Annotated in this window: 20 protein-coding genes; 19 read left to right on the forward strand and 1 reads right to left on the reverse strand. The window is 71.1% G+C overall.

What is annotated here, in order from left to right; genetic code table 11:
* Positions 1-3 precede the first annotated feature (3 nt).
* The 5 genes from AB0F13_RS23005 to AB0F13_RS23025 all read left to right on the forward strand — a co-directional run bounded on the left by AB0F13_RS23005 (position 4) and on the right by AB0F13_RS23025 (position 6,306).
* A complete protein-coding gene (locus AB0F13_RS23005) occupies positions 4-654 on the forward strand; it encodes a hypothetical protein (protein WP_362085353.1) in 651 nt (216 codons plus the stop codon).
* Between the two features lie 88 nt (positions 655-742).
* Positions 743-1,357 (forward strand): Uma2 family endonuclease, encoded by a 615-nt coding sequence (locus AB0F13_RS23010; RefSeq protein ID WP_362085356.1) that lies wholly within the window; start codon positions 743-745, stop codon positions 1,355-1,357.
* A 186-nt stretch (positions 1,358-1,543) separates the two neighbouring features.
* Entirely contained in the window at positions 1,544-2,239 is a 696-nt protein-coding gene (locus tag AB0F13_RS23015; RefSeq protein WP_362085359.1) for a demethylmenaquinone methyltransferase, read from the forward strand.
* A gap of 291 nt (positions 2,240-2,530) precedes the next feature.
* The gene (locus AB0F13_RS23020; RefSeq protein WP_362085362.1) at positions 2,531-4,921 is read left to right on the forward strand and encodes a hypothetical protein; all 2,391 of its coding nucleotides are present in this window, start codon (positions 2,531-2,533) and stop codon (positions 4,919-4,921) included.
* Positions 4,922-5,022: 101 nt separating this feature from the next.
* A complete protein-coding gene (locus AB0F13_RS23025; protein ID WP_362085365.1) occupies positions 5,023-6,306 on the forward strand; it encodes a geranylgeranyl reductase family protein in 1,284 nt (427 codons plus the stop codon).
* A gap of 574 nt (positions 6,307-6,880) precedes the next feature.
* Here AB0F13_RS23025 and AB0F13_RS23030 read toward each other — a convergent pair.
* Positions 6,881-7,696: an NlpC/P60 family protein gene (locus tag AB0F13_RS23030; RefSeq protein ID WP_362085368.1), complete on the reverse strand. Its 816-nt coding sequence runs from the start codon at positions 7,694-7,696 to the stop codon at positions 6,881-6,883.
* Between the two features lie 735 nt (positions 7,697-8,431).
* On the opposite strand from AB0F13_RS23030, the gene AB0F13_RS23035 reads away from it, so the two are divergent.
* The 14 genes from AB0F13_RS23035 to nuoN are packed head-to-tail and all read left to right on the forward strand — an operon-like array spanning position 8,432 to position 24,409.
* Positions 8,432-8,791, forward strand: coding sequence for an NADH-quinone oxidoreductase subunit A (locus tag AB0F13_RS23035; RefSeq protein WP_071964090.1), 360 nt, complete (start codon positions 8,432-8,434; stop codon positions 8,789-8,791).
* Positions 8,792-8,804: 13 nt separating this feature from the next.
* Entirely contained in the window at positions 8,805-9,359 is a 555-nt protein-coding gene (locus AB0F13_RS23040) for an NADH-quinone oxidoreductase subunit B family protein (RefSeq protein WP_362085372.1), read from the forward strand.
* Entirely contained in the window at positions 9,356-10,078 is a 723-nt protein-coding gene (locus AB0F13_RS23045; protein ID WP_362085375.1) for an NADH-quinone oxidoreductase subunit C, read from the forward strand. Before AB0F13_RS23040 ends, AB0F13_RS23045 begins: the two co-directional genes overlap by 4 nt.
* A complete protein-coding gene (locus tag AB0F13_RS23050; RefSeq protein ID WP_362085378.1) occupies positions 10,078-11,418 on the forward strand; it encodes an NADH-quinone oxidoreductase subunit D in 1,341 nt (446 codons plus the stop codon). The genes AB0F13_RS23045 and AB0F13_RS23050 overlap by 1 nt, the downstream gene beginning before the upstream one ends.
* A 35-nt stretch (positions 11,419-11,453) precedes the next feature.
* Positions 11,454-12,263, forward strand: a complete 810-nt coding sequence (gene nuoE, locus AB0F13_RS23055) for an NADH-quinone oxidoreductase subunit NuoE (protein WP_362085531.1) — start codon at positions 11,454-11,456, stop codon at positions 12,261-12,263.
* The gene (gene nuoF / locus AB0F13_RS23060; protein WP_362085381.1) at positions 12,260-13,630 is read left to right on the forward strand and encodes an NADH-quinone oxidoreductase subunit NuoF; all 1,371 of its coding nucleotides are present in this window, start codon (positions 12,260-12,262) and stop codon (positions 13,628-13,630) included. Before nuoE ends, nuoF begins: the two co-directional genes overlap by 4 nt.
* Entirely contained in the window at positions 13,627-16,146 is a 2,520-nt protein-coding gene (locus AB0F13_RS23065) for an NADH-quinone oxidoreductase subunit G (protein ID WP_362085384.1), read from the forward strand. Before nuoF ends, AB0F13_RS23065 begins: the two co-directional genes overlap by 4 nt.
* A gap of 38 nt (positions 16,147-16,184) precedes the next feature.
* The gene (nuoH, locus tag AB0F13_RS23070; RefSeq protein WP_362085534.1) at positions 16,185-17,510 is read left to right on the forward strand and encodes an NADH-quinone oxidoreductase subunit NuoH; all 1,326 of its coding nucleotides are present in this window, start codon (positions 16,185-16,187) and stop codon (positions 17,508-17,510) included.
* The gene (nuoI, locus tag AB0F13_RS23075; RefSeq protein ID WP_362085387.1) at positions 17,503-18,081 is read left to right on the forward strand and encodes an NADH-quinone oxidoreductase subunit NuoI; all 579 of its coding nucleotides are present in this window, start codon (positions 17,503-17,505) and stop codon (positions 18,079-18,081) included. Before nuoH ends, nuoI begins: the two co-directional genes overlap by 8 nt.
* Positions 18,078-18,899 (forward strand): NADH-quinone oxidoreductase subunit J, encoded by an 822-nt coding sequence (locus tag AB0F13_RS23080; protein ID WP_362085390.1) that lies wholly within the window; start codon positions 18,078-18,080, stop codon positions 18,897-18,899. Before nuoI ends, AB0F13_RS23080 begins: the two co-directional genes overlap by 4 nt.
* The gene (gene nuoK / locus AB0F13_RS23085; protein ID WP_362085393.1) at positions 18,896-19,195 is read left to right on the forward strand and encodes an NADH-quinone oxidoreductase subunit NuoK; all 300 of its coding nucleotides are present in this window, start codon (positions 18,896-18,898) and stop codon (positions 19,193-19,195) included. The genes AB0F13_RS23080 and nuoK overlap by 4 nt, the downstream gene beginning before the upstream one ends.
* Before the next feature lie 13 nt (positions 19,196-19,208).
* Complete coding sequence (nuoL, locus tag AB0F13_RS23090) at positions 19,209-21,149, forward strand: NADH-quinone oxidoreductase subunit L (protein WP_362085396.1); 1,941 nt, start codon at positions 19,209-19,211, stop codon at positions 21,147-21,149.
* Complete coding sequence (locus AB0F13_RS23095) at positions 21,150-22,757, forward strand: NADH-quinone oxidoreductase subunit M (RefSeq protein WP_362085398.1); 1,608 nt, start codon at positions 21,150-21,152, stop codon at positions 22,755-22,757.
* Complete coding sequence (nuoN, locus tag AB0F13_RS23100; RefSeq protein WP_362085401.1) at positions 22,754-24,409, forward strand: NADH-quinone oxidoreductase subunit NuoN; 1,656 nt, start codon at positions 22,754-22,756, stop codon at positions 24,407-24,409. Before AB0F13_RS23095 ends, nuoN begins: the two co-directional genes overlap by 4 nt.
* The last annotated feature ends 37 nt before the right edge of the window (positions 24,410-24,446 follow it).

A 24,446-nucleotide genomic window follows, 5' to 3' on the forward strand; every position in this document is an offset into this window, starting at 1 on the left:
GCGTTGCTCACGCTCCACGTCGCCGACCTGCTGCTGACCGGCTCCGGCGCGGCCGCCGTGCCCGGCGGGGCGGTGGCGGTGGACGGCGACCGGGTCGCGGCGACGGGCCCGTACGAGCAGCTCGCCGCCGACCACCCGGGGGCGCGGGTGCGCCGCTGGCCGGGCGTGCTCACGCCGGGCCTGCGCCAGTGGCACGCCAAGTGGCTGCTGGAGTGCGCCTACCACCCGGACCCGCGCGAGTACGACGAGCTGGGCGAGCGGATGCTGACCGGCGAGCGGCTGGCGGCCCTGGAGATGACGGGGACCCGCTGGGCGGGCAGCGTCCGCCGCGGCCTGCAGCAGATGCTGCGGCACGGCACGACGGCGGTGGCCGGTGGTTTCGGCGACCCGGTGGTGTCGACGGCGGTCGCGCGGTCGGGGCTGCGGGTCGTGTCCGCGGTGCAGGCGCCGGGCGTCCAGGTGGGCGAGCCCGATCTCGACCCGTTCCAGCACGCGTACGACCTCGCGGGGGCGATCGCGGAGCCGCTCGTCGTGGGCGGACGGGCCGATCTCGCGGCGTTCGCTGTACGCGATGAGGCGGCGCTCGTCGAGGCGGGCGCGGGGACGTGCGTGGCGACGGTGCTTGCGGGGCGGCTGGTGTTCCGGGGGCGCTGAGGGCGGCGTGGGGGCCCGTTCATTACTTCGGGTGACGCTACCGTCGTATATGGGACCGCGATCCGCACCCGCGTCCACACTCGCATCTATGGGAGCAGTGATGATCGCAGAACGGCTGGAGAAGGCCACTCCTGAGAACTGGATGTTCCCGCCTGAGAAAGGCTGGACGGTGGATCTGGTCGAGGACCTGGAGCTGCCGGTCGACTGGGAGCTCGTGGACGGAATGATCGTGGTTCGGGGGAGGCCGGTCCTGTGGCACAACATGATGCGTGCGGGTATCGAGAGGCGGCTGAATGATTGCCTTCAGGAGCCCTACGCCGTTCTCTCTGAACAGTGCGTTCTGATCGACAAGTACAACCCTCCGGTTCCTGATGTCGTCGTCTTCGACAAGCGAGGCATCGACATCATGGAAGCGAAGCACATTCTCGTGGAGAAGGTTGTTCTCATGGTCGAGGTCGTGTCCCCGGGTTCGCAGCAGGACGACCGGGTTCGCAAGCCGGCCCTGTATGCCTCAGCGGGTGTGCCGTGCTACTGGCGTGTGGAGCGGGGCGAAGACGGCCTACCCCAAGTGCATGAGTACTGGCTCAACACCGACACGGGCGTGTACATCCCGCGTCCTGTCCGCCCCTGTCACACCAGCAAGCTGGAGACCGACCAGCCGTTCCCCGTCACTATTGATCTGGGGAGCCTGGTCGAACTCTGAGCGACCCATCAGTGCTCCGTAAGGGCCGCCGCTCCGCACGTCAGAGCGGCGGCATCAACGCGAGCCGCCCCCGCCCCTTCCGCCCGGCAGGACGAGCAGTGCGGGGACGGCCGGTCCTTCCCGGGCGAGCCGTCCCCGTCCGGTCCCCGTCCGAAGCCGCGCGGGCCCGTGGTGAACAATGGGTCCGTGACCCGAGCCTCCCTGGACAAGCAGCCGCACGAAGTCGCCGCGATGTTCGACGACGTGGCGGCGAAGTACGACCTGACCAACGATGTGATCACGTTCGGCCAGGCCCGCCTGTGGCGCAAGGCCGTGGCGCAGGCCGTCGCCGCCCGCCCCGGCGAGAAGGTCCTCGACCTCGCGGCCGGCACGGGAACCTCCTCGCTCCCCTTCGCCGCCGACGGCGCCTACGTCGTGCCGTGCGACTTCTCGACCGGCATGCTGCGCGAGGGCAAGAAGCGCAACCCGTGGCTGCCGCTGACCGCCGGCGACGCGACGAAGCTGCCCTTCGCGGACGACGTCTTCGACGCCGTCACCATCTCCTTCGGCCTGCGCAACGTCCAGGACACCGGCGCCGCGCTGCGCGAGATGCTGCGCGTGACGAAGCCCGGTGGGCGCGTGGTGATCTGCGAGTCGAGCCACCCCACGTGGGAGCCGTTCCGCACGGTCTACACCGAGTTCCTCAAGCGCGCGCTGCCGCCGCTCGCGCGGACCGTCTGCAGCAGCCCGGACGCGTACGTCTACCTCGCCGAGTCGATGCGGGAGTGGCCGGACCAGCCGCGGCTCGCGACGCGCCTGCAGGAGGCGGGCTGGACGAAGGTGGCCTGGCGCAACCTGACGGGCGGGGTCGTCGCGCTGCACCGCGGCACCAAGCTCGCGTAGCGCTGCGGAACGGGTAAATACCGGGCAGGGCAGGCTTATTGCGCGTCCTGCCGTTGTCATGGGCGGGCCCCCGGCGATCGGTACGATCTTGACCTTCCACGGTCATGATCCAGCCCGAATCCCGGAGGCCCTATGCCCTCGTTCTGTCCCGCCTGTGGTTCCGCGTTCGTACCGGACGCGCGCTTCTGCATGAAGTGCGGAAAGGAACGGCCGGAGGCGGAGAGGGCTGCCGCAGCCGCGGCTTCCGTAGCTCCCGCGGTCACCGCCGCGGGCCCGGCTGCGGCTCCCGCGATGCCGCCCGGGCCCCCGCCGCCGCCCTCCGGCACGTCCCCGGCTCCACCGGGGCGGCCGCCGCTGCCCGGCACCCCACCGCCGTACGCCCCCTACGCCCCGCCCTCGCGCGGGGCGCTGTTCCTGCGCCGCGCCCTCACGGGTGACTGGGCGGGATCGGCGAAGGCCGCGGCGTGGCCGGCGGCTCTCCTGCTCGGCCTGGCGCTCGTCATCTCGCTGCCGTCGCCCGACGCCTACGAGCGCCTGGGGCTCGGCAACTGGTCCGACCGCTTCCAGACCGCGGTCGCCCTGCTGCTGCAGGGCCTGGGCGCGACCCTGGAGGTGGAGGCCGGCGGTGGCGGCGGTCTGCTGTCGCTGTTCATACGCGGCAGTGGCTCGCTGTCCGTATGGCCGCTGACCGTCACCGCCCTGTGGGCGGGCGCGGTGGCCCTCGGCGCCAAGCGGCTGCGCCGCTCGCGGCCCGCAGGCCACGGCGGCGGTGCGGAGGCCGCCCTGCGGATCGCGCTGCTGTGCGCGGCCGTCGTGCTGGTGCTCGGCCTCGTCGGCCGGCCGGACCTGGAGATCGTGACCGTCTCCACCACCCCGGTGCTCGCCGCGCTGTTCTCGCTCGCCCTGGCGGGCGTGGTGGGCGGCGCGGTGCTCTGCCGCGACGAGGCCGCCGGGCATCTGAGCGCCGGCGCACAGGCGGCCGTACGGGCGTGGGGCACGGCCCTGCGCGCCCTCGGGCTGGCGGTGGCGCTGTGCGGCCTGATCGTCTTCTTCGTCATCGCCTTCCATCCGGACGAGGCGGGCGACTGGGCCTGGGCCGGCTCGCTGCCCGTCCTGGCCAACCTCGGCCTCATGGCGCTCGGCGTGTCCTGGGGCGCGGGCGTGGAAGGCTCCAGCACCGAGCACGGCCGTCACAACGGCGGCACCCTCGGCCTCTCCGAAATCGGTGACCTCGCGGGCGGCTGGGCCCAGGCCGGTGCCGTCGGGGTGGGTGTGGCCTGCGCGGTGATCCTGGCCGTGACGGCGGCCCGGCGTTCGGCGGGCCGCGGCGAGCAGGTGCTGTCCGGGGTGTTCTTCCTGGCGGCGCTGTGGCTGCTGTCCTTCGTCTCCGGCGGTGCGATGGAGATGACGACGGGGTCGTCCTCGTCCTCCTTCTCGTCCCGGCCGCGGGGCACCGACGCGTCGGTCGCCACGAACGTGGGCGAACTGCTGCTGTTCGGCCTGCTGTGGACCGCGGGCGCGGTGCTGCTCGCCGGGGTGCTGGGACAGACACGCGGTACGGGCTTCATGACGCGTACGGGCCTCACCGCGCCCGCCCCGGCCCCGGCCCCTGTGTCGCCCCCGCTGCCTTCGGCGCCGCCCGTGCCGTCCGCGCAGCCGGCGCAGCAGCCGTCGCCGCAGCCGGCACCGGCTCCCCAGCCGTCGCAGTCGCCGCCAATGCCGCAGTTCGCACCGCCGCCGTCTGTGCCGTCCGCGCCGTCCGCGCCGTCCGCGCCGGCCCAGGCTTCGGCACAGGGCCCGGCTCCGGCCCAGGCTGCGGCACCGGCCCAAGCTCCGGCCCAAGCTCAAGCGGCCCCCGCTCCGGCTCAGGCCCCGGCCCGGACCCAAGCTCCGGCCCCCGCTCCGGTCCCCGCGTCGCCGTTCGCCCCCACCACCCCGCCCCCCGCCGCCCCCGCCCGCTCCGTGAGCCGGCCGCTCGTATGGGTGGCCATCGGCCTGGCGGCCTTCCTCGTCGGTGGCGCCGCGACGGCCGGCGTGATGATCGTCCGGAACAGCGACAAGGGCGACAAGGGCCAGGACGCCAAGGCGCCTGCCGCCGCGCACAGCCCGGCGCCGTCCGGGGCCCCCACCGGGGGCCGGGGCGACGCGGCCAAGGACCGGCCGTCCGGGCCCGGCACCGGCCCGTCGCCGTCCGCGTCGGCCGCCAAGCCCCGCCCTCCCAAGGGTCAGCCGCCCAAGGGCTACCAGCTCATGACCTCTCCGGAGGGCTTCTCCTTCGCGATTCCCGAGTACTGGCAGCGCAGGACCGGGGGAGGCAACCAGATCGACTACTCGGGCCCCACCGGCCCCGGGCAGTTCCGGATCGGCATCGTGCCGAGCGAAGGCAAGTCGGCGTACGACCACTTCCAGGAGATGGAGAAGCAGGTCGGTAAGCAGGAGGGCTACCAGCGGCTGCAGATGACCGCGAACACCTTCCTGGGCCGGCCGGGCGCCCTGTGGGAATGGTCCTGGAAGGAGAAGAACGGCGAGGTCATGCACGCCCTCAACCAGGCGTACGTGGACGCCAACGGCACCGAGTACGCGATCATGTTCTCGGAGCGCGAGCGCTTCTACCCCGACGCGCGGACGATCTTCGACACGGCCCTGAAGTTCTGGTGGGTCGGTCCGTACGACGTCGGCTGACGACCGGGGGCCGGAGGGGAACGGGCGGTCGGCGACCTTCCGTTCCCCTCCGGCTCATAGACTCGGCGGCGACCATCCCCTCGCCGAACGGGAGAGCCGCCGTGACCGAGTCCCCTACCGAACACAGCGCTGATGTGATCGTCGTCGGGGCCGGACCCTCCGGCTCCACGACCGCGTACTACCTCGCCAAGGCCGGCCTCGACGTCCTCCTCCTGGAGAAGACGGCCTTCCCGCGCGAGAAGGTGTGCGGCGACGGCCTCACCCCGCGCGCCACCAAGCAGCTCGTGTCGATGGGCATCGACATCTCCGAGGAGGCGGGCTGGCTGCGCAACAGGGGCCTGCGCATCATCGGCGGCGGCGTGCGTCTGGAGCTCGACTGGCCCGACCTGGCCTCGTTCCCGGACTACGGGCTGGTCCGCAAGCGTGACGACTTCGACGAGCAGCTCGCCCAGCAGGCCGTGAAGGCCGGGGCCCGGCTCCACGAGCGCTGCAACGTCGGTGCGCCCGTCATCGACGACCGCACGGGCCGCATCACCGGCGTGCACGCCAGACTCGGCGAGGAGAAGGCCCCGGCGCTCTTCCGCGCCCCCCTCGTCGTCGCGGCCGACGGCAACTCCACCCGGCTGTCCCTGGCCATGGGCCTGCACCGGCGCGAGGACCGCCCGATGGGCGTGGCCGTCCGCACGTACTTCACCTCCCCGCGCCACGACGACGACTACCTGGAGTCCTGGCTGGAGCTGTGGGACCGGCGCGGCCCGCAGGACCGGCTGCTCCCCGGCTACGGCTGGATCTTCGGCATGGGCGACGGCACCAGCAACGTCGGCCTGGGCGTTCTGAACACCTCCAACTCCTTCAAGGAGCTGGACTGGCGCGAGATCCTCAAGGCCTGGTGCGCCTCGATGCCCGAGGACTGGGGCTACACCCCCGAGAACATGACCGGCCCCATCCGCGGCGCCGCCCTGCCCATGGCCTTCAACCGCCAGCCGCACTACACGCGCGGCCTGCTGCTGGTCGGTGACGCGGGCGGCCTGGTCAACCCCTTCAACGGCGAGGGCATCGCCTACGCCATGGAGTCCGGGCAGCTCGCCGCCGACGTCATCGTCCAGGCGCACGCCCGCTCCTCGTACGCCCAGCGGGAGCTGGCACTGCTGCGCTATCCGAAGGTCCTCAAGGACACGTACGGGGGCTATTTCACGCTCGGCCGGGCGTTCGTGAAGCTCATCGGCAACCCGAAGGTCATGAAGCTGGCGACGGAGCGCGGGCTGACGCATCCGCTGCTGATGAAGTTCACGCTGAAGATGCTGGCGAACCTGACCGACCCGACGGGCGGCGACGCGATGGACCGCATCATCAACGGTCTGAGCAAGGTCGCGCCGCGCTCCTAGAGGTTGCGGACCGGGTTGCGGACCGAGTCGATTCACCCTTTCGAGTAGCTTTCGCGCCGTTTCGGCGTGTTGGCTTTACGGAAGTAATGAGGAGAAGCCATTCCGATTGAGCTCGGGACGGCTCCCTCGTGAAGGGACTGTGCGCGTCATGAACGGCTGCGTCATGAACGGCTGTTTCATGGCCGACCGCGTCATGGCCGACCGCGTCATGGACGGAGCCGGTCGCCGCGCCGCCGGCCGTCACCCCTGACCCACGGGCACGGAACACCGCCCCGCACCCCGCCCGCCGTGCGAACGCCCCCGCACGGCGGGCGGTCCAGTGTCCGGGCGCTCACCGACCGCCACCTGCGGGTTTCCGGCCCGGACCCCGTCATGCATACATGCGAATTCGATCCGGGCCGAAGGGGTTTGCTCTGTCGGCGGGCACCGGCGCACACTCGGGAACCGGCACAGGGGGAACCGGGTGCCCGTGGACAACGGGGGTGGGCACCCGGGGTATGCCGAAGGGCCGCCGTCCCGAGCGGGGGGAACGGCGGCCCTTCTGTGTGTCGCTGTGCGGCAGGCGCAACGCGCGTCACATGACGCGGACGGCACCCGTCGGCGGGGAGTAGCTCATGTCGCGCTCGACGATGCCGGTGCTGGGGTTCTGCGCACCGATGAACTTGCCGCCGCCGACGTACACGGCCACGTGGTACGCGCTGCCCGCGGCGCCCCAGTAGAGGATGTCGCCGACCTGGAGGTTGGAGGTCGAGACCTGGGTGCCGGCCGTCGACTGGTCCTGGGAGACGCGCGGCAGGTCGATGCCGATCTGGCTGTAGGCAGCCATGACCAGGCCCGAGCAGTCGTACGAGGACGAGCCGGTGGCGCCCATCACATAGGCCTTGCCGAGCTGCGCGCGCAGGAAGGAGACCAGGGCGGAGGAGCTGCCCGTCGCGGCGGAGGAGGACGAGGAGGAGGAACCGGACGCGGACGTCGCCTTCGTGCCCAGGGAGCCGCGCTCGCTCGTGCGGGAGGCACGGGCCTCGTCGGCCTCGCGCTTCTCCTGGGCCTTGCGCTCGGCCTCGGCCTTGCGCTCCGCCTCTTCCTTCGCCTTCTTGGCGTCGGCCTTGGCCTGGTCGACCGCCTCCTCCACCTGTGCGCGGACCTGGTAGTCCACAGCGGTCTGCTGCGTGGCGACCGCGCTCTGCGCGATGGAGGTGGACAGCGCCGCGTTGAACGCGGGCATCTCCATGGTCGCCTCGGTGGGCTTCTCGGCGGTGGTGGCGGAAGCGGTGCCGGCCACGGCCAGGGTGCTGAGGACGCCACCGGCAACACCCGTGCGGACGACCCACGACTGGGTCGCGGGGCGACGGGGCTTCCGGTGGCTGGTTATGTGCGCGTTCGGGGACATGGGACAACGGACTATCAGTACGCGCAGGTTGAGTTCAAGGTAAGTGACGTGCGTCACAATTGATGTGAACGCGCCCAGAATTCGGGCCATCTGGTCACGGGAGGGTCACGGCACGGACCCGTCCCGGAAGGGCGATCAGGCGCCTCAGCACGGCATTTGACGATCGAACCGACGGCCGCCGGTGGTCTTATCACCTTTACGGCCTGCCCGTCGAGGCTACCCAGCAAAACCGGACCCCGAACCTCTCGGCGCGTGGCGGAACTCACGCAACGCCCGCCCCTCCCGGAGTCTCGGCGGCCTCCCGTCCGGCAGCGCGTGCCGATGGTCGCCGCTCCAGGGAATGCGTGCCTCTTATCAGTTGGCAGCGGGTAGCGCCAATTTGCTTGGATGCACCACGGCTTGATAATGCCTCACCGCTCCGACCAGCGCCGGAGCCCCGGAATGTCACGCCTGGTGACCACTCGACCGCTTCGCGTATGAAGATCACTGCTCATCCGACTTCATGATCGTTCGTCAGGTGGTGGAGATCACAAACGTGGTCGCGTTCGCCGTGTCGCAGATCACAGACCGACGGGCATAGGATGCAATCGACCCGGGCTTGTGAACTGCCTCACATGCCGGCGATCTTCGCGGCGGCCCCGCGGGGAACGACTCGCCGGCAGGGGGGCCGTGAGCCCGCCACCGGGTCCGGTCAGCCAGCAGTCAGCGTCGACAGACTGGAAGGAGCGAGGAGCGGTGAACGCCTACGCGCCCATCCTCGTACTGGGAGCCCTCGGTGCAGGCTTCGCGATCTTCTCCGTGGTCATGGCATCGATCATCGGGCCCAAGCGGTACAACCGCGCCAAGCTCGAGGCGTACGAATGCGGCATCGAGCCGACCCCGCACCCGGCCGGTGGCGGCCGCTTCCCGATCAAGTACTACCTGACGGCGATGCTCTTCATCGTCTTCGACATCGAGATCGTCTTCCTCTACCCCTGGGCCGTCACCTTCGACTCCCTGGGGCTGTTCGGGCTCGTGGAGATGCTCCTCTTCGTGCTCACCGTCTTCGTCGCCTACGCCTACGTCTGGCGCCGCGGCGGCCTGGAATGGGACTAGGGGGCTTCGCGACATGGGACTCGAGGAAAAGCTGCCCAGCGGCTTTCTGCTGACCACCGTCGAACAGGCCGCGGGGTGGGTGCGCAAGGCGTCCGTCTTCCCGGCCACCTTCGGCCTCGCCTGCTGCGCCATCGAGATGATGACCACCGGCGCGGGCCGCTACGACCTGGCCCGCTTCGGCATGGAGGTCTTCCGCGGCTCGCCCCGCCAGGCCGATCTGATGATCGTCGCCGGCCGGGTCAGCCAGAAGATGGCGCCGGTGCTGCGCCAGGTCTACGACCAGATGCCGAACCCCAAGTGGGTGATCTCCATGGGCGTCTGTGCGTCCAGCGGTGGCATGTTCAACAACTACGCGATCGTGCAGGGCGTCGACCACATCGTGCCGGTCGACATCTACCTGCCCGGCTGTCCGCCCCGGCCCGAGATGCTCCTCGACTCGATCCTCAAGCTGCACAAGAAGATCCAGTCCGAGAAGCTCGGCGCCCACCGCGAGGAGGCGGAGCGGGAGGCGGAGGAGACGGCGCTCAAGGCCCTGCCGCTGATCGAGATGAAGGGGCTGCTCCGGTGAGCGAGCACGAACGGACCCCCGGCCCCGCCGATCAGGTTCCCGCCCAGCGGGAGGACTCCGGCGAGGTCATCGGCGTCCGCCGCGGCATGTTCGGCGCGGACAACGGCGGCGACACCACCGGCTACAGCCGGCTCGTGCGCACCGTGGTGCTGCCCGGCGGCACCGCCCGGCCGTACGGCGGATGGTTCGACGAGGTGGCCGACGAGCTGGAGGGCGCCCTGGAGGAACAGGGGATCCTCCCGGAGAGCGCGATCGAGAAGACGGTCGTGGACCGCGGCGAGCTGACCTTCCACATCGCCCGCGAGCAGCTGCCGCTCGTCGCCCGCACCCTGCGCGACGACCCCGCACTCCGCTTCGAGCTGTGCACGGGCGTCAGCGGAGTGCACTTCCCCGGAGACCGGGGCCGCGAGCTGCACGCGGTCTACCACCTGCGCTCGATCACCCACAACCGGCTGATCAGGCTGGAGGTCGGCGTCCCCGACGACGACCCGCACCTGCCGTCCCTCGTCGGCGTCTACCCGGCCAACGACTGGCACGAGCGCGAGACCTACGACTTCTTCGGCCTGGTCTTCGACGGCCACCCGGCGCTCACGCGGATCATGATGCCCGACGACTGGCAGGGCTTCCCGCAGCGCAAGGACTACCCCCTCGGCGGCATCCCCGTCGAGTACAAGGGCGCCCAGATCCCGGCCCCGGACCAGCGGAGGTCGTACAGCTGATGTCCACTTCCTCCACTCCCCACGAAGCCCCCGCCGGGCCCCGCGAGACCACCGAGGGCACCGTCTACACCGTTACCGGCGGCGACTGGGACGAGATCGCCTCCGCCGCCGAGCAGGCCGACGACGAACGCATCATCGTCAACATGGGCCCCCAGCACCCCTCCACCCACGGGGTGCTCCGCCTCATCCTGGAGATCGACGGCGAGACGGTCACCGAGGCCCGCTGCGGCATCGGCTATCTGCACACCGGCATCGAGAAGAACCTCGAATTCCGGAACTGGACCCAGGGCACCACGTTCGTCACGCGCATGGATTACCTGACGCCCATCTTCAACGAGACGGCGTACTGCCTCGGCGTGGAGAAGCTCCTGGGCATCGAGGAGCAGATCCCCGACCGCGCCTCGGTCATCCGGGTCATGCTCATGGAGCTCAACCGGATCTCCTCCCACCTGGTGGCCATCGCCACCGGCGGCATGGAGCTCGGCGCCACCACGATCATGATCTACGGCTTCCGGGACCGCGAGCTCGTCCTCGACATCTTCGAGCTGGTCACCGGCCTGCGCATGAACCACGCCTACGTACGCCCCGGCGGCCTCGCCCAGGATCTGCCGCCCGGCGCCGTGGACCAGGTGCGCGAGTTCGTGAAGAAGATGCGCAGGAACCTGCCCGAGTACGACAAGCTCGCCACCGGGAACCCCATCTTCAAGGGCCGTATGCAGAACGTCGGCCACCTCGACCTCACCGGCTGCATGGCGCTCGGCGCCACCGGGCCCATCCTGCGCTCCGCCGGCCTCCCGCACGACCTGCGCAAGGCCCAGCCCTACTGCGGCTACGACACGTACGACTTCGACGTCCCCACCGCCGACACCTGCGACGCCTACGGGCGCTTCCTGATCCGGCTGGAGGAGATGCGCCAGTCGCTGCGCATCGTCGAGCAGTGCCTGGACCGGCTCCAGCCCGGCCCGGTCATGGTCGCGGACAAGAAGATCGCCTGGCCCGCCCAGCTGGCCCTCGGGCCGGACGGGCTCGGCAACTCCCTCGACCACATCAAGAAGATCATGGGCACCTCGATGGAGGCCCTGATCCACCACTTCAAGCTGGTGACGGAGGGCTTCCGGGTGCCGCCCGGGCAGACCTACACGGCCGTGGAGGCGCCCAGGGGCGAGCTCGGCGTGCACGTCGTCAGCGACGGTGGCACCCGCCCCTACCGGGTCCACTTCCGGGACCCCTCCTTCACCAATCTCCAGGCCATGGCGGCCATGTGCGAAGGCGGCCAGGTCGCCGACGTCATCGTCGCCGTGGCATCGATCGACCCTGTGATGGGAGGCGTCGACCGGTGAGCGCCACACCGAGCAACCCCGAAGTGCAGCTGGGGATGCCGCCGCTGCCCGCCCCCGACTACCCCGCCGACGTCCGGGAGCGGCTCGAGGCGGACGCCCGGGAGGTGATCGCCCGCTACCCCGACAGCCGCAGCGCGCTGCTGCCGCTGCTGCACCTCGTGCAGGCCGAGGAGGGGCACGTCACCCGCACCGGCATCCGCTTCTGCGCCGGGCTCCTCGGGCTCACCACGGCCGAGGTCACGGCGGTGTCGACCTTCTACACCATGTACCGCCGCCGGGCCGGCGGCGACTACCAGGTCGGCGTCTGCACCAACACCCTGTGCGCGGTGCTGGGCGGCGACGCCATCCTCGACACGCTGAAGCGCCACCTGGGCGTCGGCAACGGGGAGACCACCGACGACGGCAAGGTCACCCTTGAGCACATCGAGTGCAACGCGGCCTGCGACTTCGCGCCCGTGGTGATGGTCAACTGGGAGTTCTTCGACAACCAGACGCCCGAGAGCGCCACCCGGCTCGTCGACGACCTGCGCGCCGGCCGCACCGTCGAGCCCACCCGCGGCGCGCCCCTGTGCACGTACCAGGAGACGGCCCGCATCCTGGCCGGCTTCCCCGACCGGCGCCCCGGCGCGGTCGAGGCGAGCGGCGGCGCCGGACCGGCCTCGCTGGCCGGGCTGCGGCTGGCCAAGGGGGAGAGCGGCGCCGCCCGGGTCGGGCCCCCGCGGGGCGCGCCCCCACGCGACGAGCGCCCCCCGGAGCACCTCAGCGCCCACGACGCGCCCCAGAAGACATCCGCCTCGGACCCGGATCACCCCAGCGGGCCGGTCACCGAGGAGGGGGAGGGATGACCGTGGCACCCGAGATCTTCGAAACCAGTCCCGAGAAGCTGCTCGCGCCCGTCCTGAGCGCCTTCTGGGACGAGCCCCGCTCCTGGACGCTGGAGACCTATCTGCGCCACGAGGGCTACGAGGGCATGCGCAAGGCCCTCGCGATGACCCCCGACGACGTCATCGCCTACGTCAAGGACTCCGGGCTGCGCGGCCGCGGCGGCGCCGGCTTCCCGACCGGGATGAAGTGGCAGTTCATCCCCCAGGGCGACGGCAAGCCGCACTACCTCGTCGTCAACGCCGACGAGTCCGAGCCCGGCACCTGCAAGGACATCCCCCTCCTCTTCGCCAACCCGCACTCCCTCATCGAGGGCATGGTGATCGCCTGCTGGGCGATCCGCTCCAGCCGCGCCTTCATCTATCTGCGCGGCGAGACCGTCCCCGTGCTGCGGCGGCTGCACGAGGCCGTGCGCGAGGCGTACGCGGCGGGCTATCTCGGTCGGAACGTCCTCGGCAGCGGACTCGACCTCGACATCACCGTGCACGCGGGGGCGGGGGCCTACATCTGCGGCGAGGAGACGGCCCTCCTCGACTCGCTCGAAGGCCGGCGCGGCCAGCCCCGCCTGCGGCCCCCCTTCCCCGCGGTCGCGGGCCTGTACGCCTGCCCCACCGTCGTGAACAACGTCGAGTCCATCGCCTCGGTTCCCGCGATCCTCAACCAGGGCAAGGAGTGGTTCCGTTCGATGGGCAGCGAGAAGTCCCCGGGCTTCACGCTGTACTCCCTCAGCGGCCATGTCGCGGGTCCCGGCCAGTACGAGGCGCCGCTCGGCATCACCCTGCGCCAGCTGCTCGGCATGAGCGGCGGCATGCGTCCCGGCCACCGGCTCAAGTTCTGGACCCCGGGCGGCTCCTCGACCCCGCTGCTGACCGACGAGCACCTGGACGTACCGCTCGACTACGAGGCCGTGGGCGCGGCGGGCTCGATGCTCGGCACCAAGGCCCTGCAGTGCTTCGACGAGACGACGTGCGTGGTGCGGGCGGTGACGCGCTGGACCGAGTTCTACGCCCACGAGTCCTGCGGCAAGTGCACGCCCTGCCGCGAAGGCACCTACTGGCTCGTGCAGTTGCTGCGGGACATCGAGGCCGGCAAGGGCCGCATGAGCGACCTGGACAAGCTCAACGACATCGCCGACAACATCAACGGCAAGTCCTTCTGCGCCCTCGGTGACGGCGCCGCGAGCCCGATCTTCTCCTCGCTGAAGTACTTCCGCGCCGAGTACGAGCAGCACATCAGGGGCCGGGGCTGCCCCTTCGACCCGGCGAAGTCGACGGTGTGGGCCGACGGCCCCGCCAACCACCAGCACGCTCACCTGGGGGTGAACGCATGACAGTCACCACGTCCGCCCCCTCCGGAGGAGGGAACGCGGCCGTCCCACCGGGCGATCTCGTCTCCGTCACCATCGACGGCATCCAGATCTCCGTGCCCAAGGGGACTCTCGTCATCCGGGCCGCGGAGCTCCTCGGCATCGAGATCCCGCGCTTCTGCGACCACCCGCTGCTGGACCCGGTCGGCGCCTGCCGGCAGTGCATCGTCGAGGTCGAGGGCCAGCGCAAGCCGATGGCCTCCTGCACGATCACCTGTACCGACGGCATGGTGGTCAAGTCGCAGCTCACCTCGCCCGTCGCCGAGAAGGCGCAGCGCGGCGTGATGGAGCTGCTGTTGATCAACCACCCGCTGGACTGCCCCGTCTGCGACAAGGGCGGCGAGTGCCCGCTGCAGAACCAGGCCATGACGGCCGGGCAGGCCGACACCCGCTTCGAGGGCCACAAGCGCACGTATGCCAAGCCGCTGCCGGTCTCCCCGCAGATCCTGCTGGACCGGGAGCGGTGCGTGCTGTGCGCGCGCTGCACCCGCTTCTCCAACGAGATCGCGGGCGACCCGATGATCGAGCTGCTGGAGCGCGGGGCGCTGGAGCAGGTGGGCACGGGCGAGGGCGACCCCTTCGAGTCGTACTTCTCCGGCAACACCATCCAGATCTGCCCGGTGGGAGCGCTGACGTCGGCGGCCTACCGCTTCCGCGCCCGGCCCTTCGACCTGGTCTCCTCGCCGTCGGTCTGCGAGCACTGCGCGGGCGGCTGCGCGACGCGCACCGACCACCGGCGCGGCAAGGTGATGCGCCGCCTCGCGGCCGAGGACCCTGAGGTCAACGAGGAGTGGGTGTGCGACAAGGGCCGCTTCGCGTTCCGCTACGCGCAGCGGCCGGAGCGGTTCCAGACCCCGCTCGTACGGAACGCGGCCGGGGCGCTGGAGCCCGCGAGCTGGCCGGAGGCGCTTCAGGCGGCGGCGCGCGGGCTGGCGGCGGCGCGGGGCCGGGCCGGGGTGCTGACGGGCGGACGGCTGACCGTGGAGGACGCCTACGCCTACGCCAAGTTCGCGCGGGTCGTGCTCGATACGCACGACGTGGACTTCCGGGCGCGGGTGCACAGCGGCGAGGAGGCCGACTTCCTCGCGGCCCGCGTGGCGGGGCACGGCAGGGACCTCGACGGCACCGGGGTGACGTACACGGCGCTGGAGAACGCCCCGGCGGTGCTGCTGGTGGGCCTGGAGGCCGAGGAGGAGGCGCCCGGCGTCTTCCTGCGGCTGCGCAAGGCGTGGCGCAAGCGCGGTCAGCGCACGTTCGCGCTGGCCACGCACGCGACGCCGGGCCTGGTGAAGGCGGGCGGCACGCTACTGCCGGCCGGGCCCGGCACCGAGACCGAGTGGATGCGGGCCCTGGCGGGCTCCTCGGGCCTGGACGCGGACGGCCGGGCGGCGGCGGAGGCGCTGCGCGTCGCGGGCTCGGTGATCGTCGTCGGCGAGCGGCTGGCGGGCGTGCCGGGCGGGCTGACGGCCGCCGTGGAGGCGGCCACGGCGACGGGTGCGCGGCTGGTGTGGATGCCGCGCCGGGCGGGCGAGCGGGGCGCCGTCGAGGCGGGGGCCCTGCCGGGGCTGCTGCCGGGCGGGCGTCCGGCGACCGATCCGCGGGCGCGGGAGGAGACGGCGGCGGCCTGGGGTGTGAGCGAGCTGCCGCGCAGCCCCGGCCGGGACACCGGTCAGATCGTCGAGGCGGCGGTGACGGGCGAGCTGGCGGCCCTGCTCGTGGGCGGCGTGGAGGTCGCCGACCTGCCGGACCCGGCGCGGGCCCGGGAGGCGCTGGACGCGGTGGGCTTCCTCGTCAGCCTGGAGCAGCGGCCGAGCGAGGTGTCGGACCGGGCGGATGTGGTGCTGCCGGTCGCGGCCGTCGTGGAGAAGTCCGGGACGTTCCTCAACTGGGAGGGCCGGGCCCGGCCGTTCGAGGCCGCGGTCAAGCCGGACCAGGTGACCCGGCGGCACGCGCTGCCGGACGCACGGGTGCTGCACATGCTCGCCGACACGATGGAGGCCGGCCTCGCGCTGCCCGATCTCGCGGCGGTGCGGGCGGAGTTGGCACGGCTGGGCCGCTGGGGCGGTGAGCGTGCGGCCGGTCCGGCGGAACCGGGCCGGCCGCTGCCGCGCCCGGAGCGTGGTGAGGCGGTGCTGGCCGGGCACCGGCTGCTGCTGGACCGCGGCCGGCTGCAGGAGGGCGACGACGCGCTGGCCGGCACCCGGCACGCGGCGCTCGCGCGCCTCTCGGCGGCCACGGCGGCCGAGGCGGGCGTGCGTGACGGCGAGTGGCTGGCGGTGACCGGCCCGGCCGGCACGCTCAGGCTGCCGCTGCGCATCACGCCGATGCCGGACCGGGTGGTGTGGCTGCCGCTGAACTCGGTGGGCGGCGGCGTCGCCTCCGACACCGGCGCGTGTCCGGGAGAGCTCGTACGGATCGGCGCGTCCGCCGACAAGGGCGCCGAGGGCGCCGGGGACGCGGGACGGGAGGTGCGCTCGTGAACCCTGCGCTGACTGGGCTCGCCGCCGAGGACCTGTCGATGTTCGGCAGGGACCCGTGGTGGCTGGTGGTGATCAAGGCGGTCTTCTGCTTCGCGTTCCTGATGGTGACGGTGCTCTTCTCGATCGTCTGGGAGCGCAAGGTCGTAGCCTGGATGCAGCTGCGCATCGGCCCCAACCGGCACGGCCCGTGGGGCATGCTGCAGTCGCTGGCCGACGGCATCAAGCTGATGCTGAAGGAGGACGTGATCGTCCGGCGCGCCGACAAGGTCGTCTACGTCCTCGCGCCCGTCGTCGCGGCGATCCCGGCCTTCATGGCGATCGCGGTGATCCCCTTCGGCCCGGCCGGCAACGAGGTCTCGGTCTTCGGTCACCGCACCACGATGCAGCTGACCGATCTGCCGATCGCGATCCTCTACATCCTCGCGGTCGCCTCCATCGGCATCTACGGCATCGTCCTGGCCGGCTGGTCGTCCGGCTCGACGTACCCGCTGCTCGGCGGGTTGCGCTCCTGCGCGCAGATGATCTCCTACGAGATCGCGATGGGCGCGGCCTTCGCGTCGGTCTTCCTCTACTCCGGCTCGATGTCGACGTCGACGATCGTCGAGGCCCAGCACGACCGTTGGTACGTGCTGCTGCTGCCGGTGTCCTTCCTGATCTACATCGCGACGATGGTGGGCGAGACGAACCGGGCCCCCTTCGACATGCCGGAGTCCGAGGGCGACCTCGTCGGCGGCTTCAACACCGAGTACTCGTCGATCAAGTTCGCGATGTTCATGCTGGCCGAGTACGTGAACATGGTGACGGTCTCGGCGGTCGCGACCACCCTCTTCCTGGGCGGCTGGCAGGCCCCGTACCCGCTCTCCGCCTTCTGGGAGGGTGCCAACCACGGCTGGTGGCCGATGCTGTGGTTCGTCATCAAGGTGCAGCTGCTGCTGTTCTTCTTCATCTGGCTGCGCGGCACGCTGCCCCGGGTGCGCTACGACCAGCTGATGAAGCTGGGCTGGAAGGTGCTCATCCCGGTCTCGCTGGTGTGGCTGATGCTCGTGGCGACCGTACGGGCGTTGCGGAACGAGAACTACGACTTCCAGGACATCGTGCTGTACGTCGGGGGCGCGGTCCTCGCGATCCTGCTGCTCTCGCTCCTCGCCGACATCTACCGCGGCCAGGACGGCGACAAGGCGGGTGCGGGCGCCGAGGTGCCCCCGCCCGCGTTCGACCCGATGGCGGGCGGTTTCCCCGTGCCGCCGCTGCCCGGTCAGACACCGCCGCCGGTGCCCCGGCGCCGTCCGCGCCGCGACGGCGAGCTGATTGTCAGTGGTGGGGTGGACACTCAGAGTGACCGAAAGGAGGCTGACGGTGTCTGACTTCCAGAACCCCGTGGCCGGCTTCGGCGTGACCTTCAAGGCCATGTTCAAGAAGCGGCTGACCGAGCAGTACCCGGAGCAGAAGAAGCACACGGCGCCGCGCTTCCACGGCCGCCATCAGCTCAACCGGCACCCCGACGGCCTGGAGAAGTGCATCGGCTGCGAGCTGTGCGCCTGGGCCTGCCCGGCGGACGCGATCTACGTCGAGGGCGCGGACAACACCGACGAGGAGCGCTACTCCCCGGGCGAGCGCTACGGCCGCGTCTACCAGATCAACTATCTCCGCTGCATCCTGTGCGGGCTGTGCGTCGAGGCGTGCCCGACCCGTGCGCTGACGATGACGAACGAATACGAACTGGCGGACTCCAGCCGCGAGTCGCTGATCTATACGAAGGAACAGCTGCTGGCGGGCCTTGAGGACCGCATGGTCGACACCCCGCACGCGATCTTCCCCGGCATGACGGAACAGGACTACTACCGGGGCCTGGTGACGGAGGCCGCGCCGGGGACGGTGCGGCAGGTGGCCGTCTCCAAGGGCGAGAAGCCCGCGGATGAGGGGGTGGAGGCATGAGCCTCGCTGCCGCCGCCTCGACGACGTCGACCGGCGAGGCCGTCCAGTTCTGGCTGCTGGCCGTCGTCGCCGTGGCCGGTGCCCTGGGCGCGGTGCTGATGAAGAAGGCCGTGCACAGCGCGCTGTCGCTCGCCGGAACGATGATCGTCCTGGCGGTCTTCTACCTCGCCAACGGCGCCTACTTCCTGGGCATCGTGCAGATCGTCGTCTACACGGGCGCGATCATGATGCTGTTCCTGTTCGTCGTGATGCTGGTCGGTGTCACCGCCGCGGACTCGCTGAAGGAGACGATCAGGGGCCAGCGCTGGCTGGCCGGGCTGTGCGTGCTGGGTTTCGGCGTCCTGCTGATGACCGGTATCGCCCATGCCTCGCTGCGGCAGTTCAACGGGCTGGGCCAGGCCAACTCCGACGGCAACGTCCAGGGGCTGGCGGCGCTGATCTTCACCAAGTACGTCTTCGCCTTCGAGATCACCGGTGCCCTGCTCATCACGGCGGCCGTGGGGGCCATGGTCCTCACCCACCGCGAGCGCACCGAGCGCGCCGCCACCCAGCGCGAGCTGTCCGAGGCCCGCGTGCGCGGCAATCACCTGCCGCCCCTGCCCGCGCCCGGTGTCTACGCCCGCCACAACGCCGTCGACATCCCCGGCCTGCTGCCCGACGGGACGCCGTCCGGGCTCACCGTCAACCCCACGCTGCGCGCGCGGGGCCAGATCCGCGACGTGTCGGGCGAGGCGCTCGCGGAGCTGGCGGCGCTGGAACAGCGGTCGCAGAGGTGGCTGGAGCGGGACAAGGACCGTTCGGAGGGAGGAGCCAAGTGAACCCGGTCAACTACCTCTATCTGGCGGCCCTTTTGTTCATCATCGGTGCCGCCGGTGTGCTCATCCGGCGGAACGCGATCGTCATCTTCATGTGCGTCGAGCTGATGCTGAACGCCTGCAACCTGGCGTTCGTCACCTTCTCCCGGATGCACGGCAATCTCGACGGCCAGATCATCGCCTTCTTCACGATGGTCGTGGCCGCCGCCGAAGTCGTGGTCGGTCTCGCGATCATCGTGACGATCTTCCGCTCCCGTCACTCGGCCTCGGTCGACGACGCCGGCCTGCTGAAGCTGTAAGGGGACACTGACGGTGGAGAACCTCATCGGATTGCTCGTCCTGGTGCCCCTGCTGGGCGCGGGCGCGCTGCTGTGCGGCGGCCGCCGGCTCGACAGCAGCGCCCCCTGGATCGGCACGCTGCTCGCCGCCCTGTCCTTCGTCATCGGCGTGGTGCTCTTCGCCGGCATGCTGGGCCGCGACGGCGAGGACCGCGAGCTGGGCGCGACCGTCTTCAGCTGGGTGCCCGTCGGCGGCTTCCGTGCCGACGTGGGCTTCCAGCTCGACCAGCTGTCGATGACCTTCGTCCTGCTGATCACGGGCGTGGGCTCGCTGATCCACCTGTACTCGATCGGCTACATGGCGCAGGACGAGCGCCGGCGGCGCTTCTTCGGCTACCTGAACCTCTTCCTCGCCGCCATGCTGCTGCTGGTCGTCGCCGACAACTACCTGCTGCTGTACGTGGGCTGGGAAGGCGTCGGCCTCGCCTCGTACCTCCTGATCGGCTTCTGGCAGCACAAGCCGAGCGCGGCCACGGCCGCCAAGAAGGCGTTCCTGGTCAACCGCGTGGGCGACGTCGGTCTGTCGATCGCCATCATGCTGATGTTCACGACCTTCGGGACCTTCGCGTTCGGCCCCGTGCTCGACAGCGCGGACCGGGCGGGCGAGGGCAAGCTGACCGCCATCGGGCTCACGCTCCTGCTCGCCGCCTGCGGCAAGTCGGCGCAGGTGCCGCTGCAGAGCTGGCTCGGGGACGCCATGGAGGGCCCGACGCCGGTCTCCGCGCTCATCCACGCGGCGACGATGGTGACCGCCGGCGTCTATCTGATCACCCGGTCCGGGGCGATCTTCGACGGTGCGCCGGACGCCCAGACGGCGGTCGTCACGGTGGGCGCGGTCACGCTGCTCTTCGGTGCGATCGTCGGTTGCGCCAAGGACGACATCAAGAAGGCCCTGGCGGGCTCGACGATGTCCCAGATCGGCTACATGATCCTCGCCGCCGGCCTCGGCCCCGTCGGCTACGCCTTCGCGATCATGCACCTGGTGACCCACGGCTTCTTCAAGGCGGGGCTCTTCCTCGGGGCCGGATCGGTGATGCACGGCATGAACGACGAGGTCGACATGCGGCATTACGGCGGGCTGCGGAAGTACATGCCGGTCACGTTCGTGACCTTCGGGCTCGGCTATCTCGCCATCATCGGCTTCCCGGGGCTGTCCGGCTTCTTCTCCAAGGACAGGATCATCGAAGCGGCCTTCGCCAAGGGCGGCACCGAGGGCTGGATCCTGGGCGGCGCGGCCCTGCTGGGCGCGGCCATCACGGCGTACTACATGACGCGGGTGATGATCCTGACGTTCTTCGGCGAGGAGAGGTGGCGCCCGGCGCCCTCGCCGGACGAGCCCAGTGCCGAGCCCGCGGCGAAGACCCGGGGCGAGGGCGAGCTGCCCCACCCGCACGAGTCGCCGCGGACGATGACCATCCCGATGATCGTCCTGGCCTTCGGATCGGTCCTCGCCGGCGGCCTGTTCAGCGTCAACGACGCCTTCCTGAACTGGCTGGAGCCGGTCACCGGGCACGCGGAGGGCCACTCCCCGGTCACGGCCGTGCAGGTCACCGCGGCCACCATGGTCGTGCTCTTCGTCGGCGTCGCGCTGGCCTGGGCGCAGTACGGGCGCGGGCCGGTGCCGGTCACCGCCCCGCGCGGCAACGTGCTCGTGCGGGCCGCCCGGCGCGACCTGCTGCAGGACGACTTCAACCACGTCGTGCTGGTCCGCGGCGGTGAACACCTCACCCGCAGCCTGGTCTACCTCGACCACACCCTGGTCGACGGCGTCGTCAACGGCACCGCCGCCTCCGTCGGCGGGCTGTCGGGCCGGATGCGCAAGCTGCAGAACGGCTTCGCGCGCTCGTACGCGGTCTCGATGTTCGGCGGTGCGGCGGTGCTCATCGCCGCGACCCTGCTGATGAGGGCGGTCTAAATGTCATTTCCCCTGCTGACGGTGACGGCGGCGGTGCCCGCCCTCGGGGCGGTCGCCACCGCCGCCGTCCCCGCCGCGCGCCGGACGGCCGCCAAGTGGCTCGCGCTGGCCTTCTCGCTCGCCACGCTGGCGCTCGCGGCGGTCCAGCTCGTGCGCTTCGACCCCGGCGCCGAGGGCCCCTTCCAGCTCACCGAGTCGCACGCCTGGATCAAGGACTTCGGGGTGCGGTACGACCTGGGCGTGGACGGCATCGCGGTGGTGCTCATCGCGCTGACCGCGCTGCTGATCCCCTTCATCGTCCTGGCCGGCTGGCACGACGCCGACCCCCTGGAGACGTCCTCCTCGCGCTGGCGGCCCACCCAGGGCTTCTTCGCGCTGATCCTCATGGTCGAGGCGATGTTGATCATCGCCTTCGAGGCCACTGACGTCTTCCTCTTCTACATCTTCTTCGAAGCCATGCTCATCCCGATGTACTTCCTCATCGGCGGCTTCGGCGACGGGGCGGGGGAGCGCGGGGAAGCGGAGACGGCGGCCCAGCGCTCGTACGCCGCGGTGAAGTTCCTGCTCTACAACCTCATCGGCGGCCTGATCATGCTGGCCGCCGTCATCGGGCTCTACGCGGTCACCGCCCACCAGCTGGGCACCGGCACCTTCTCCCTCACGGAGATCGTCCAGGCCCGCGCCGACGGGAAGCTGGACTTCGCGACCAGCACCGAACGCGCCCTGTTCCTCGGCTTCTTCTTCGCCTTCGCCGTCAAGGCACCGCTGTGGCCCCTGCACACCTGGCTGCCCAACGCCATGGGCGAGGCCACCGCCCCCGTCGCCGTGCTGATCACCGCGGTGGTGGACAAGGTCGGCACGTTCGCGATGCTCCGCTTCTGCCTCCAGCTCTTCCCGGAGGCGTCGAAGTGGGCGACGCCGGTGATCCTGGTGCTGTCACTGATCAGCATCCTCTACGGAGCGCTGCTGGCCGTCGGCCAGCGGGACATCAAGCGCCTGATCGCCTACGCCTCGATCTCCCACTTCGGCTTCATCGTCCTGGGCGTCTTCGCGATGACCACCCAGGGCCAGAGCGGTGCCACGCTCTACATGGTCAACCACGGGATCTCCACGGCGGCGCTGATGCTGGTCGCGGGCTTCCTGATCTCGCGGCGCGGCTCCCGGCTCATCGCCGACTACGGCGGTGTGCAGAAGGTGGCGCCCGTCCTGGCCGGCACCTTCCTGGTCGGCGGCCTGGCCACGCTGTCGCTGCCCGGCCTCGCGCCCTTCGTCTCCGAATTCCTGGTGCTGGTCGGCACGTTCAGCCGCTACCCGGCCGCCGGGATCGTGGCGAGCGCCGGCATCGTGCTGGCCGCGCTGTACGTCCTCGTGCTCTACCAGCGCACCATGACCGGCCCGGTGAAGGAGGCGGTGCGGTCGATGCCGGACCTGCGGGTGCGCGAGCTCCTGGTCGTCGCCCCGCTGATCGCGCTGCTGCTCTTCCTCGGCATCTACCCCAAGCCGGTGACCCGGATCCTCGAACCCGCGGTCGAGCACACGATGTCGCAGGTGGAGAAGGGCGATCCCGAGCCCGCTGTTCGCGTGAACGATGTGGAGGCCGCGAAGTGAGCCACGCAGCATCTGTCCACAGCCTGTGGACAATGGCGGCGGCCGAGGCGCCGAAGAAGATCCCCGGCCCGCACATCGAGTACGCCCAGCTCTCGCCGACGCTGATCGTGCTCGGCGCCGCCCTCCTGGGCGTCCTCGTCGAGGCCTTCCTGCCGCGCCGCGCCCGCTACCACGCCCAGCTCATGCTGGCCTTCGTCGGCCTGGCCGCCGCCTTCGCCGCCGTCATCGCGCTGGCGGCAGGCGGCTACGCCTCGGACAAGGCCCGCATCGCCGCCATGGGCGCGGTCGCCGTCGACGGCCCGGCGCTGTTCCTCCAGGGCACCGTGCTCCTCGTCGGCCTGGTCGCGGTCCTCACCTTCGCCGAACGCCGGCTCGACCCGGCCGTACACGGCCGGCCCGTGGACTCCTTCGCCGCGCAGGCCGCCGCCGTGCCCGGCGGGGACGCCGAGCGCAGGGCCGTCAAGGCGGGCCTCGCGACCACCGAGGTCTTCCCCGTCCTGCTCTTCGCGATCGGCGGCATGCTGGTCTTCCCCGCCGCCAACGACCTGCTGACGCTCTTCGTGGCGCTGGAGGTCTTCTCCCTCCCGCTGTACGTGCTGTGCGCGCTGGCCCGCCGCCAGCGGCTGCTCTCGCAGGAGTCGGCGGTCAAGTACTTCCTCCTGGGCGCCTTCTCCTCCGCCTTCCTGCTCTTCGGGGTGGCGCTGCTGTACGGCTACGCGGGCACGGTCACGTACTCCGGCATCGCGGACGTCGTCAGCGGTGCCACGCGCACCCTCGACCCCGCGCTCGCGGGCACGATGGGCAACGACGCGCTGCTGCTGATCGGCGGCGCCCTGGTGCTGATGGGGCTGCTGTTCAAGGTGGGGGCGGTGCCGTTCCACATGTGGACGCCCGACGTCTACCAGGGCGCCCCGACGCCGGTCACCGGCTTCATGGCGGCGGCGACGAAGGTCGCCGCCTTCGGCGCCCTGCTGCGGCTGCTGTACGTCGTCCTGCCGGGCCTGCGGTGGGACTGGCGGCCGGTGATGTGGGGCGTCGCGATCGTCACGATGCTCGTCGGCGCGATCGTGGCCGTCACCCAGACCGACGTGAAGCGGCTGCTGGCCTACTCCTCCATCGCCCACGCGGGCTTCATCCTCGCCGGTGTCGTCGCCACCACCCCCGACGGCGTCTCCTCGGTGCTCTTCTACCTGGCCGCGTACTCCTTCGTCACGCTGGGCGGCTTCGCGGTGGTGACGCTGGTGCGCGACGCGGGCGGCGAGGCCACCCACCTCGCCAAGTGGGCCGGTCTCGGGCGCCGTTCACCGATGGTCGCGGCCGTGTTCGCCGTCTTCCTGCTGGCCTTCGCGGGCATCCCGCTGACCAGCGGCTTCGTGGGCAAGTTCGCCGTCTTCAAGGCGGCGGCCCAGGGCGGGGCCGTGCCGCTGGTCATCGTGGGCGTGCTGTCCTCGGCGATCGCCGCGTTCTTCTACATCCGGGTGATCGTGCTGATGTTCTTCAGCGAGCCGAAGACCGACGGCCCGACCGTCGCCGTGCCGAGCCCGCTGACGTCCACGGCCATCGCCGTGGGCGTCGCGGTCACCGTGGTTCTCGGGGTGGCACCGCAGTACTTCCTGGACCTGGCGGGCCAGGCGGGGACGTTCGTGAGGTAGTCACCTCACACGCCGCCGCCCGCCGCCCGGCGCCCCA

Origin of the sequence: Streptomyces sp. NPDC026206 (assembly GCF_040638465.1) — a bacterium.
Taxonomy (GTDB): domain Bacteria; phylum Actinomycetota; class Actinomycetes; order Streptomycetales; family Streptomycetaceae; genus Streptomyces.

Bases quoted from the DNA above. Each gene is read 5' to 3' on its own strand.
- AB0F13_RS23010 (WP_362085356.1), top strand. From the start codon at position 743: ATGGGAGCAGTGATGATCGCAGAACGGCTGGAGAAGGCCACTCCTGAG.
- nuoF (WP_362085381.1), top strand. From the start codon at position 12,260: ATGACCGTGGCACCCGAGATCTTCGAAACCAGTCCCGAGAAGCTGCTC.
- AB0F13_RS23095 (WP_362085398.1), top strand. From the start codon at position 21,150: ATGTCATTTCCCCTGCTGACGGTGACGGCGGCGGTGCCCGCCCTCGGG.
- AB0F13_RS23030 (WP_362085368.1), bottom strand. From the start codon at position 7,696: ATGTCCCCGAACGCGCACATAACCAGCCACCGGAAGCCCCGTCGCCCC.
- AB0F13_RS23065 (WP_362085384.1), top strand. From the start codon at position 13,627: ATGACAGTCACCACGTCCGCCCCCTCCGGAGGAGGGAACGCGGCCGTC.
- nuoE (WP_362085531.1), top strand. From the start codon at position 11,454: ATGCCGCCGCTGCCCGCCCCCGACTACCCCGCCGACGTCCGGGAGCGG.
- nuoH (WP_362085534.1), top strand. From the start codon at position 16,185: ATGTTCGGCAGGGACCCGTGGTGGCTGGTGGTGATCAAGGCGGTCTTC.
- AB0F13_RS23080 (WP_362085390.1), top strand. From the start codon at position 18,078: ATGAGCCTCGCTGCCGCCGCCTCGACGACGTCGACCGGCGAGGCCGTC.
- AB0F13_RS23020 (WP_362085362.1), top strand. From the start codon at position 2,531: ATGCCGCCCGGGCCCCCGCCGCCGCCCTCCGGCACGTCCCCGGCTCCA.
- AB0F13_RS23040 (WP_362085372.1), top strand. From the start codon at position 8,805: ATGGGACTCGAGGAAAAGCTGCCCAGCGGCTTTCTGCTGACCACCGTC.
- AB0F13_RS23050 (WP_362085378.1), top strand. From the start codon at position 10,078: ATGTCCACTTCCTCCACTCCCCACGAAGCCCCCGCCGGGCCCCGCGAG.